This window comes from Acinetobacter sp. YH12105, assembly GCF_013419095.1.
Taxonomy (GTDB): domain Bacteria; phylum Pseudomonadota; class Gammaproteobacteria; order Pseudomonadales; family Moraxellaceae; genus Acinetobacter; species Acinetobacter pseudolwoffii.
Map to the genome: position 1 here is coordinate 145965 of NZ_VPAU01000002.1, position 12440 is coordinate 158404.

The window sequence follows — 12440 nt, forward strand, 5'->3', positions numbered from 1 at the left end:
AATAAGCTGTATATTTTGATATTAATCAATCTTTAAGTAGGGCTGCATCATGTGTTCAGCCCTTTTATTTACCTAAAAAGAATTTTATATTTTATGAGAATCTTAAATCAAACCTTGCTCTTCGGCTGTGTCACATTTTCCAGTATTTGTAGTTTTGCAAATGACGTTCAAAACAATCAAATACAAGCAAGTGGCAACCTGAGCGTGGTGTCTAAATATGTATCACGCGGTTTAAGCAATGCACCGGAAGACGATAATATTGCACTACAAGCAGGGTTGAATTTGGCCTATGGCAACTTTTATGTGGGCTATTGGGGTTCCACATTGGGTTATTCCTATGCTGAGGTACAAGGACGCAGAGGGCATAGCACCGATAAATTCGAGCATGATTTTCTGGTCGGTTATACGCACAGCTCGGAACATTATGATTGGGATTTCTGGAATGCCACCTACTATTATCCAGGGGGTGAAAACACCACCGGTAATGAGTTGGGTTTAAATGTCAGCCGTACGCTGAATGAAAAAACCAGTATTGGCGCGAGCGTATCGACCTATCTTTATGATGTGGCCTATGCCAATCAGGGCGATACCTTTTATACGCTGAATCTGAACCATCAATTGAATGATCGTGTGAATGCCAGTCTGACTGCTGCAGGTAGCTATTTTAATGATGAAGGCAAATATGAAGGTGGAGAACTGGGTGATACCCAAAAACAGCATGCCTTCCGTTATGCGTCTGCCGGACTGAGTTATGCAATCTTGCCTCAATTAAGTGTGTCAGGCGAATATCTGCTGGGGGGCTATGACCGCTACGGTGACAAGCAGCGAAATCTTGCCTTATTCGGTTTAAGTTATGATTTTTAAGGCCTTAAAGCTTAGAAGATGAAATTATTGTTAATCTGTCTATACATATTTTAAAGCTACATCAGAAGCGCTCATTCGATATTAAAAGCAACACATGGATCGTCACAAATTTTAAATGTGTTGATTCATGTTGTTCCTATTTCTTAGCTTTATAGAAAATATCGCGGAAAAACTCACAAACGTTATCAATTTCATCAAATGACTCTATAATAGCGCCCATTCTTAAAGGGTTCGCCGTAGTCTCATGACTACGTTATTACCCTGATTTATTTTTAAGTCAAGTTCTCCTGCGTGATTCGGCTTGTACATTCAGATTCAGCATCTTATTTGTCCATGGCGGCACATAAGAACATTTAGGTGTCCACATGGAAATCAAGGTCAATTATCTCGACAATCTGCGCCAAGAAGCCAAATTTGATGACTTCACGGTGATTGCCGATCAACCGATTCGTTACAAAGGCGATGGTTCTGCACCCGGTCCATTCGATTATTTTCTGGCCTCATCGGCACTTTGTGCAGCTTACTTTGTCAAAGTATATTGTGCAGCACGTGATATTCCGACCGAAAATATTCGCCTGTCACAAAACAATATTGTCGATCCTGAAAACCGTTATAAACAGATTTTTAAAATTCAGGTTGAACTGCCAGCTGATATTTCAGAAAAAGACCGCCAGGGCATTTTACGTTCGATTGACCGTTGTACGGTCAAGAAAGTGATCCAGACTGGCCCTGAGTTTGTGATTGAAGAAGTCGAAAGCATCGATGCAGATGCTCAAGCCTTGTTAATGCCAAGTCTGGCTTCTGATCATACGACTTTCATTCCGGGTAAAGACCTTCCGCTGGAAGAAACCATTGCCAATATGTCTGCAATTCTGGCAGGCCTTGGCATGAAGATTGAAATTGCGTCTTGGCGTAATATCGTGCCGAATGTCTGGTCATTGCATATTCGTGATGCGCAGTCGCCAATGTGTTTTACCAATGGTAAGGGCTCGACCAAAGAAAGTGCGCTGGCATCTGCCTTGGGTGAATTTATTGAGCGTCTAAACTGCAACTTCTTCTATAACGACCAGTTCTGGGGTGAGGATATTGCCAATGCCGAATTTGTGCATTATCCAGATGAAAAATGGTTCCAGCCAGGTCCGAATGGCGAACTACCTATAGAAGTTTTAGATGAACATACCCGTGAAATTTATGATCCTGAAGATGAATTATTGGGTACACATTTATATGACACCAACTCTGGGAACAAGGCTCGTGGCATCTGCTCATTGCCATTTGTACGTCAATCTGATGGTGAAACCGTTTATTTCCCGTCCAATCTGATTGAAAACTTATACCTGAGCAATGGGATGAGCGCCGGGAATACGCTGGCTGAAGCTCAAGTACAATGTCTGTCTGAAATTTTCGAACGTGCGGTAAAACGTGAAATTCTGGAAGGTGAACTCACACTTCCGGATGTGCCTGAGCATGTTCTGGCAAAATATCCAAAAATTGTTGAAGGCATTAAAGGTCTGGAAGAACAGGGCTTCCCGGTTCTGGTCAAGGATGCTTCTTTAGGCGGTCAGTTCCCGGTCATGTGTGTCACCTTGATGAACCCACGTACCGGTGGTGTATTTGCCTCATTTGGTGCCCATCCTAACTTTGAAGTGGCATTAGAACGCAGTCTGACTGAGTTGTTACAAGGCCGTAGTTTTGAAGGCCTGAATGATCTGCCAAAACCAACTTTTAGCAGCAATGCAGTGACTGAACCGAATAACTTTGTTGAGCATTTTATCGACTCGAGCGGTGTAGTGTCTTGGCGTTTCTTCAGCGCGAAATCAGATTATGATTTTGTCGAGTGGGATTTTACTAATAACGCTCAAAATTCGAATGCGGACGAAGCTCAGGAATTATTCACGATTCTGGAAGACATGGGCCATGAAGTTTATATGGCGGTGTATCAGCATCTAGGTGCAACAGCTTGCCGTATTCTGGTACCGGGCTATTCGGAAATTTATCTGGTAGAAGATCTGGTTTGGGACAATACCAACAAGGCTTTGTTATATCGTGAAGATATCCTGAATCTGCACCGTCTGAATGATGAACAATTGGAAGCATTGGTTGAGCGTCTGGAAGAAGCAGATGAGGATGACTATACCGAAATCAAAACCTTGATCGGTATCGAGTTCGATGAAAATACTGAATGGGGCCAACTCACTATTCTTGAACTGAAACTGCTGATTTATGTGGCTTTGCAGCAATTTGAAGAAGCCAAAGATCTGGTTGAGCAGTTCCTGCAGTTCAATACCAATACCGTTGAACGTGGCCTGTTCTACCAGTGCATGAATGTCGTTCTGGAGGTCATTCTGGATGATGAAATGGAACTGGAAGATTATGAACACAACTTCCGTCGTATGTTTGGTGATGCCCGTATGGATGCCGTTTTAGGTTCAATTGAAGGAACAGTCCGTTTCTATGGTTTGACCGAAACCAACATGCAGCTTGAAGGGCTGGATCGTCATCTACGTTTAATTGACAGCTATAAGAAATTGCATGCAGCGCGTGCCAAGTTTGTGGCTCAGCAATAATCCATAGAAGAATGACTAAAATTTTTCGTCATTTGTTTTAAATCTTAAAGATGGCTTACTCGGTTTCGAGTAGGCCATTTTTATCTGTGACCCTATATGCAATCTTTTCTATTTTTCTATTTTTCTATTTTTCTATTTAAAAATTTATTAATCCCAGCTCCCGAGGGAACTGGGATTACCTAAAAAATTAAAGTGAAGTGTTAGTACTAACTGCTTCAAGATTGGGTATGTGAATGTGAGAAATAAATATATTTTTCTTCTTCACAGGAATTACCTTACATATTCGGGTAATTCGGACCACCACCACCTTCCGGTGTTACCCAGGTGATGTTCTGGGACGGATCCTTGATATCACAGGTCTTGCAGTGCACACAGTTGGCTGCATTGATCTGGAAGCCTTTTGAACCATCATTATTCTCCATGATCTCATAAACACCCGCCGGGCAGTAACGCTGCGCAGGCTCATCCCATGTCGGTAGATTTACTTCTACCGGAATTGAAGCATCGGTCAGTTTCAAATGTGCTGGCTGGTTCTCTTCATGCACGGTATTCGATACAAACACCGAAGACAGACGGTCAAAGGTCAGCTTACCATCCGGTTTTGGATAGTTCGGCTTGAAGCTTTCAGCTGCCTGGGTTTTTAACGCAGCATGGTCCTGAACCAGATCATGCAGGGTGAACGGCACTTTAAATATGTTCTGGTCGATGAAATTGAATGCACCTCCCATCCATTGACCGAACTTGTGCATGGCAGGACCGAAGTTACGTGAGTTATACAGCTCTTCTTTCAGCCAGCTGTTGTTGAACTTGTCGGTATACGCGGTCAGTTCTTTGACAAAGAAATCTTCGCCTTCCACTACACGTGCCACCGCCAGATCACCGCCTTTTTCTACACCGGCAGCAATCGCTTCAAACACCGCTTCACCGCAGAGCATGCCGGATTTCATTGCAGTGTGTGAGCCCTTGATCTTGGCAAAGTTCAGGAAGCCGGCATCATCACCAATCAAAGAACCACCCGGGAAGGTGAATTTTGGTAATGAGTTAAAACCACCTTTGGTCACAGCACGCGCACCATAAGAAATACGCTTACCACCTTCCAGATACTGCTTGATCAATGGATGGGTTTTCCAGCGCTGCATTTCCATGAAGGGATACATATGCGGGTTGGTGTAAGACAGATCTACGATCATGCCCAGAGTCACCTGGTTATTCTCAGCATGGTATAACCACCAGCCACCTGAAGAACCAGTTTCATTTAGTGGCCAGCCGGCACCGTGCATCACCAGACCCGGTTTATGCTTGGCAGGATCGATTTCCCAAAGCTCTTTAATGCCGATACCGTAATGTTGCGGATCCGCGTCCTTGTCCAGGTTGAACTTTTGGATCAGACGTTTACCTAAATGACCACGGCAACCTTCTGCAAAAATCGTATATTTGGCATGCAGTTCATAACCCGGGGTAAAGTTATGTGTTGGTTCGCCATCTTTACCAATACCCATGTCACCGGTTTGAATGCCTTTGACTGTGCCATCTTCATGATAAAGAATTTCAGAGGCGGCAAAGCCCGGGAAGATTGACACTTCGAGTTCTTCAGCTTTCTGGCCTAACCAGCGCACCACGTTGCCGAGCGAGATGACATAGTTGCCATCATTGTGCATGGTTTTAGGCACCATCCAGTGTGGTGCTTCCTGTGGTTTTTCATCTGACAGCAGGAAGAAGGTTTTATCTTCAGTCACCGGAACATTCAGCGGGGCACCCTGTTCTTTCCAGTCTGGGAACAGCTCGTTCATGGCACGCGGTTCAAGCACAGCACCAGACAGAATATGTGCACCGACTTCGGAGCCTTTTTCTACGACACAAACGGACAGATCGTTTAAGTTGTTTTCAATTGCAAGTTGACGAATTTTGATCGCAGCAGAAAGACCCGCAGGGCCTGCGCCTACGATGACGACGTCAAACTCCATCGATTCTCTTATTATATCTTCCATAATGTAAAATCCAATTTCGCTATACGATATTTATAGCATTATCTAAATCGGTTATGAAGTTTATTTTTGATCTTTTTATTTGAAATAGGACTTTATCTATTTCACAGCATTAAAAAAGGTTTGCGGCAAATTCTGGGTAAAGTAAGAAGATGTGTAGACTGAGTATTCAATAAAAAGAGCGACTTAATGTCGCTCTGATGATTAATTTTTTATATGTTATTGAGATTCATCGCAATATTATTCACCATGTGAATCAGACGTGGTCCAATTTCATTTTCCAGTTTTTCTTGGTTTAACAGATAACTTGGAGCACCACAGTTAAATGTTAAAATTCCATGTTTGGGATGAACTAGTGGAACTGCCACGGAATTCACATCTTTTGCCCAGTCACCTAGAGACAGACAGTAGCCATAATCCTGATAATCACGGATTGCACGTTCCAGATTACGCTTGATGGTTAGCCACTGATCTTCGTTTCTTTTCTTGATCGCGTCAAATAAATATTCGCGTTCCTTTACATCCATCGCTGCCAGACAGGCGCGTCCCATGGCACTGCTATGAATCGGTAAAGTCGAACCGACAGGGCGGCGCATGGTCAGCGTCGATTCTGTATGTACCACTTCCAGATAAATCATGCTCAAACGGTCACGGGTAGCCATTGCCACAGGGGCTTGGGAATAGCGTGACATTTCTTCCATAAACGGATAAGCCTGAGTCCGTGCAGAAATATTACTCAAAGCTGCATAGCCTAAAGCCAATACGCCAACATCCAATAGATATTTCGTGGTATTTGGCAGTTGTTTTAAATAACCTAAAGAAACCAGGGTGCTGGTAATACGCGCTACAGTCGGCTTGGGCAAGTTGGTTAATTGTGCAATTTCCTGATTACCAAGCAATTGATTGGTCGCTGAAAAGCAACGCAAGATTTCCAATCCACGCGCAATAGACGCAATAAATTGAGGATTATTTTCTCTATGAATATGTGAAATCGGATCTAAACGGATTTCATCAAAGTTGGGAATTTCACCAGTTTTATTTTTTGTCATGGTCAGGGCAATTAAAGTTAAATTAATGAATATGATAGCAACATAATTTCACGATACAAAATAAAACACTTCTACAAAAGATAAAATATAGGAAAAAGTGCCGAAATTATTTGTGGTCGAAAAGAATCCTGTTACCCAACTTTGAAGACAATATAAAATCATCTAGTTTTTGAGGTTTAATACGTAGCCAACACATTTAAAAAGTTTCGATTTCTCCGAAAGAGTCAGTGATCGATAAATATTACAGCAAGAAAAAAGGTTTAATTATCTATTCAAAAAAAACTGATAAATAAAACAATCATCCATCAAAATATTTCGTATCGTGAAATTAAATCTTAAACATAAATTAACTGGAATACCAGAAAAATTTCATTTTTTAGTTAAAATATAAAATTTTTAATAATTTCACTTGCTCAAAATGATTTTATATGATTATTTATTTCGTAATACGAAACAAAAATAAGGGTAAAGGAATTTACCTAAATTATATCCATGGAGATTCATATGATTCGTGATCCGGAAATGCTAGACCAACTTCTGTCAACGATTCGCGATTTTGTAAAAAATGAACTGGTGCCTCTTGAGCATGAAGTAGAAGAGAACAACGCCATTCCTGAACATATTGTGGAACAGATGAAAGAGCTGGGCTTGTTTGGCCTGACGATTCCTGAAGAATATGGTGGTTTAGGCATTACCATGGAAGAAGAAATTCTGGTCGCGATGGAATTAGGTCATACATCGGCTGCCTTTCGCTCTTTAATTGGTACTAACAACGGCATTGGCTCAAGTGGCATTGTAATTGATGGTACAGAAGAGCAAAAACAGAAATATTTACCGCGTTATGCCACGGGCGAAATTATTGGTTCATTCTGTTTGACCGAACCGGATTCAGGCTCAGACGCTGCTGCTTTAAAAACCAGCGCTGTCAAAGACGGCGATTATTATATTTTAAACGGAACTAAACGCTTCATCACCAATGCGCCACGCGCCACGACATTTACCGTGATGGCACGTACCAATCAAGAGATTAAAGGTGCTAGCGGTATTTCAGCATTTTTAGTTGAAGCAGGCACACCTGGTTTAAGCCTAGGTAAAATTGACAAGAAAATGGGTCAGCATGGTTCTTATACCTGTGATGTAATTTTTGATAACTGTAAAGTGCATAAAGATCAGCTGATTGGCGGTGTAGAAGGAATTGGCTTTAAAACAGCTATGCGTGTGCTGGATAAGGGCCGTCTGCACATTGCCGGTTATAGCGTGGGCATGGCAGAGCGTATGCTGGAAGACGCACTTAACTATGCAGTGGAACGCAAACAGTTTGGTCAGCCCATTGCGAATTTCCAGCTGATCCAGGGTATGTTGGCAGACTCTAAAGCCGAGATTTATGCAGCCAAATGTATGGTGCTGGATGCTGCGCGTCTGCGTGATGCTGGTCAAAATGTTACGACTGAAGCCTCTTGTGCAAAAATGTTTGCCACTGAAATGTGTGGTCGAGTAGCTGATCGCTGTTTGCAGATTCATGGCGGAGCGGGTTATATCAGTGAATATTCAATTGAACGTTTTTACCGTGATGTGCGTTTGTTCCGTTTATATGAAGGAACCACACAAATCCAGCAAATTATTATTGCGCGTGAAATGATTAAACAGGCAACCGCCTAATCTCATAATTTTAAAATAAGGAAATATTAAAATGACGACAAAAATTAGATTTGATTGGCAAGACCCGTTTTTAATCGAACAGCAACTGACGTCAGAAGAGCGCATGATCCGCGATGCAGCGGCAGCGTACTGTCAAGACAAACTGATGCCGCGTGTACTGGAACAGTTCCGCCATGAAAAAACTGATCCGGCCATTTTCCGTGAGATGGGTGAACTTGGTCTGCTAGGCCCAACCATTCCAGAACAGTATGGTGGTGCAGGTTTAAATTATGTCAGTTATGGTCTGATTGCCCGTGAAGTTGAACGTGTCGATTCAGGTTATCGCTCAATGGCCAGCGTACAAAGTTCTCTGGTGATGGTACCCATTAATGAATTTGGTTCTGAAGAGCAAAAGCAAAAGTATTTACCAAAATTAGCAACCGGTGAATATATTGGTTGCTTCGGCTTGACCGAGCCAGATCATGGTTCTGATCCGGGTAGCATGATTACCCGTGCTAAAAAAGTCGAGGGTGGTTACCGCTTAACAGGCGCAAAAATGTGGATTACCAACAGCCCGATTGCCGATGTATTTGTAGTTTGGGCCAAAGAAGTATCTGCTGAAGGCAATGTCGGTGACATTCGTGGCTTTATTTTAGAAAAAGGCTGGGAAGGGCTTTCTGCTCCAGCAATTCACGGCAAAGTGGGTCTACGTGCCTCAATCACCGGTGAAATTGTGATGGATAATGTCTTTGTACCGGAAGAAAATGCATTTCCAGAAGTACGTGGCTTAAAAGGTCCATTTACCTGTCTGAACAGTGCCCGTTACGGGATTGCCTGGGGTGCGATGGGCGCAGCAGAATTCTGCTGGCATACCGCGCATCAATACACCATGGACCGTAAACAGTTTGGCCGACCACTCGCTGCGAATCAGCTGATCCAGAAGAAACTGGCAGATATGCAAACTGAAATTGCCCTTGGCTTACAGGTGGCTTTACGTTTTGGCCGCATGAAAGATGAGGGCATTGCTTCAGTTGAAGGTACGTCTTTAATTAAGCGTAATAACTGCGGCAAGGCACTGGATATTGCCCGTTTGGCCCGTGACATGATGGGTGGAAATGGCATTAGCGATGAATTCGGTGTGGCCCGTCATCTGGTTAATCTGGAAGTGGTAAATACCTATGAAGGTACCCATGATGTACATGCCCTGATTTTAGGTCGTGCACAAACCGGAATTGCAGCCTTTTGCAACTAAACCTGACATCAACCTCTAGCCAGCATTGCTGGCTAGATTGTTTTACGGGTTTAAGAATTGTGCTTAATCACATCTTTCAATGTATTGCTACGTGATTTCTGCAGAGAAAATTTATCAAGAACTTTGAAAATCATCTTCATACCACTTTGTTCAAGTGTGGTAATGATCAGTAAATATTCTATATTTCACCTAAATAATTAAGTGAAATATGCGTTTTAAAAAGGCACAGGAGTGCCGAAAAGTAGAAAGAGCATTATGGATACGATCAGTTCACAACAACACCCAGTGGAAGGTGGAAACGAACCCAAGCAAAGAGTCTGGATTCTGGCCTTTATTTTCTCATTTTTAGCATTACTGGTTGATGGTGCTGATATTGCGTTATTAGCCTACAGTCTGACCAGTCTGAAACAAGAGTTTTCATTAAGTAATATGCAGGCCGGTGCCTTAGGGAGCTGGACGCTTGCAGGCATGGCTATCGGCGGTTTTTTTGGTGGCTGGGCTTGTGACCGTTTTGGCCGGGTTCGTGTGATCGTCATTGCCATTGCATTATTTTCTTCATTAACCTTCTGGTTAGGATTCGTAGAAAGTTATGATCAGTTCAAATGGCTGCGCTTTACGTCTGCGATTGGACTAGGTGCTCTATATATTGCCTGTAACACACTCATGGCAGAGTATGTACCCACCAAATATCGCTCTACAGTATTGGCAACGCTTATGACTGGCTGGACTTTAGGCTCGGTGGTCGCAACTGTTCTGGCTGGATGGCTATTGCCTGAATTTGGCTGGCGATACCTCTATTATATTGCCATTATTCCAATTGTACTGGCCTTCGCGATGTACTTCTTGGTGCCTGAGCCGAAAGCCTGGTTAGATGCGCGTAAAGCACGCCTGGATGCAAAAGCCAGTGGTATTCTGCAGGAAAAACCAAAAAATACTTTTAAAATGATTTTTGAAGATGCACTTAGCCGCCGCATGTTTATCCTCTGGTCCTTCAGTACCGCATTTTTACAGTTTGGCTATTATGGAGTCAGCAACTGGCTACCGGCGTATTTAGAGACTGATCTGGGAATCAAGTTTAAAGAAATGACCATGTATATGATCGGGACTTTCCTGATCATGATGTGTACCAAAGTTATTGCCGGTTTTATCGCTGACCGGATTGGCCGTCGTGCGGTATTTGCTTTCGGCACTATGGGTACTGCAATTTTTATCCCTGTGATTGTCTTTGGTAATACGCCGGATAATATCCTCTGGCTGATGTTATTTTTCGGTTTTCTCTATGGTATTCCATACGGTATTAATGCGACTTACATGACAGAAAGCTTCTCCACCAAAGTGCGTGGAACAGCAGTGGGTGGGGCATATAACGTAGGCCGACTGGGTGCGGTGTTTGCACCTCTTACCATTGGCTATTTTGCTCAAGGAGGCTCAATTGGTACCGGCTTACTGATTATGGGCATTGCCTATTTTCTTTGCGGCCTGATACCCGCTTTCTTTATTAAAGACCGCTTATTTGATCCACAAAAGGCAGATTAATCTGCACTCGTAATATAGATAGAACATGCTAGGAAGCAATATGATGAATAAAATCACGCAGGATATCGAGACGGTACTTAAGCAAATTCCTGATGGTGCACACATTATGACCAGTGGTTTTGGCCTGGCAGGTCAGCCGGTAGAATTAATCGAAGCATTAATTGACTTTGGTCCTAGAGACTTAACCATTATTAACAACAATGCAGCTTCTGGAGATCGTGGTCTAACCAATCTGCTGTTGTCTGGACTGGTTAAAAAAATGATCTGTTCATTTCCACGGGCCAATAACTCAACCGTCTTTGAAGATCTGTATAAAGCCAGAAAAGTTGAGCTGGAACTGGTGCCACAAGGCAATCTGGCCTGCCGTATTCAGGCAGCCGGTGCAGGCTTAGGAGCTGTTTTTACTCCAACCGGTTTTGGTACCAAAATAGCTGAGGGTAAAGAAACCCGTAATATCAATGGAAAAGATTATGTGCTGGAATATCCGATACATGCTGATTATGCCTTGGTTTATGCCAATCAGGCAGATCAGTGGGGCAACTTGACCTACCGTAAGGCAGCACGGAATTTTGGTCCGATCATGGCCAAAGCAGCAAAAACCACCATTGCACAAGTCCATCAAGTTGTGGAACTGGGAGAACTTGATCCAGAGATCATTGTAACGCCAGGAATTTTTGTACAGCATGTGGTCAAGGTTGGAGATATTAAATAATGAATATTCAAAAACGTAGTCGTGAACAGATTGTAGCTAAAGTTGCACAAGACATTCCAACCGGCTCTTTTGTAAATTTGGGTATTGGTTTACCGACACGCGTAGCAGGTTATTTAAAACCTGAACAAGGAGTAATTCTACACTCGGAAAATGGCGTTTTAGGTTTTGCTGCATTGAGTGATCCTGAACAGGCAGATGATGATCTGATTAACGCCGGCAAAGAACTCGTAAGCATGTTGCAAGGTGGCAGTTTTATGAATTCTGCCGACTCTTTCGATATCATGCGAGGCGGGCATCTGGATATCTGTATCATGGGGGCTTTTCAGGTCGCTATTAATGGTGATCTGGCGAACTGGCATACCGGTAATGCTGATGCTGTACCTGCTGTAGGCGGTGCGATGGATCTGGCAGTGGGTGCTCGCTGTGTCTATGTTTGCATGGAACATGTGACCAAAAACGGTGAGGCAAAAATTGTTGAAGAACTGACTTATCCTTTAACAGGTAAACATTGTGTCAACCGTATTTATACTGATTTGTGTGTGATTGAATTAAAAGACCTACAAGCTCAGGTTATTGAAATAGTGGATGGCTTAAGCTTTGAAGAATTACAACAGCAGACAGGCTGTAAATTAGTGGACAGTCGTCAACAAGCAGCCTAAAAATAAGTCCGCAATATTCTGATTAAGTAAAAGTATAGTTTTAGATCACAGCTTCGGCTGTGATTTTTAAATTTTAGAATTATTATAAAATACACGTAATATTGACCGTATTTCCGTATTTCCGTATTTCCGTATTTCCGTATTTCCGTATTTCCGTATTTCCGTATTTCCGTATTTT

General features: G+C 42.7%; 9 protein-coding genes. 7 read left to right on the forward strand and 2 right to left on the reverse strand.

The window, feature by feature from the left end; translation table 11 throughout:
* Positions 1 to 93: 93 nt before the first annotated feature.
* On the forward strand, positions 94 to 864 hold the full coding sequence (locus FTU44_RS02655; RefSeq protein WP_100354825.1) for a hypothetical protein: 771 nt from the start codon (positions 94 to 96) through the stop codon (positions 862 to 864).
* Between the two features lie 365 nt (positions 865 to 1229).
* Positions 1230 to 3431: an OsmC domain/YcaO domain-containing protein gene (locus tag FTU44_RS02660; protein WP_180049415.1), complete on the forward strand. Its 2202-nt coding sequence runs from the start codon at positions 1230 to 1232 to the stop codon at positions 3429 to 3431.
* Between the two features lie 275 nt (positions 3432 to 3706).
* On the opposite strand, the gene FTU44_RS02665 is transcribed toward FTU44_RS02660, so the two are convergent.
* Positions 3707 to 5419 carry an electron transfer flavoprotein-ubiquinone oxidoreductase gene (locus FTU44_RS02665; RefSeq protein ID WP_180049416.1) on the reverse strand — a complete coding sequence of 571 codons (1713 nt, stop codon included), beginning with the start codon at positions 5417 to 5419 and terminating at the stop codon, positions 3707 to 3709.
* 209 nt (positions 5420 to 5628) lie between these two features.
* Positions 5629 to 6465: an IclR family transcriptional regulator gene (locus tag FTU44_RS02670; protein WP_005096911.1), complete on the reverse strand. Its 837-nt coding sequence runs from the start codon at positions 6463 to 6465 to the stop codon at positions 5629 to 5631.
* Positions 6466 to 6969: 504 nt separating this feature from the next.
* Here FTU44_RS02670 and FTU44_RS02675 point away from each other — a divergent pair.
* From FTU44_RS02675 to FTU44_RS02695, 5 genes are all read left to right on the forward strand, one after another.
* Positions 6970 to 8124, forward strand: a complete 1155-nt coding sequence (locus FTU44_RS02675; protein ID WP_005096910.1) for an acyl-CoA dehydrogenase family protein — start codon at positions 6970 to 6972, stop codon at positions 8122 to 8124.
* Between the two features lie 31 nt (positions 8125 to 8155).
* Positions 8156 to 9355, forward strand: coding sequence for an acyl-CoA dehydrogenase (locus tag FTU44_RS02680; protein WP_005096909.1), 1200 nt, complete (start codon positions 8156 to 8158; stop codon positions 9353 to 9355).
* Between the two features lie 255 nt (positions 9356 to 9610).
* On the forward strand, positions 9611 to 10891 hold the full coding sequence (locus tag FTU44_RS02685) for an MFS transporter (protein WP_004646972.1): 1281 nt from the start codon (positions 9611 to 9613) through the stop codon (positions 10889 to 10891).
* Positions 10892 to 10931: 40 nt separating this feature from the next.
* A complete protein-coding gene (locus tag FTU44_RS02690) occupies positions 10932 to 11603 on the forward strand; it encodes a 3-oxoacid CoA-transferase subunit A (protein WP_180049418.1) in 672 nt (223 codons plus the stop codon).
* The gene (locus FTU44_RS02695; RefSeq protein WP_005096908.1) at positions 11603 to 12262 is read left to right on the forward strand and encodes a 3-oxoacid CoA-transferase subunit B; all 660 of its coding nucleotides are present in this window, start codon (positions 11603 to 11605) and stop codon (positions 12260 to 12262) included. The genes FTU44_RS02690 and FTU44_RS02695 overlap by 1 nt, the downstream gene beginning before the upstream one ends.
* The last annotated feature ends 178 nt before the right edge of the window (positions 12263 to 12440 follow it).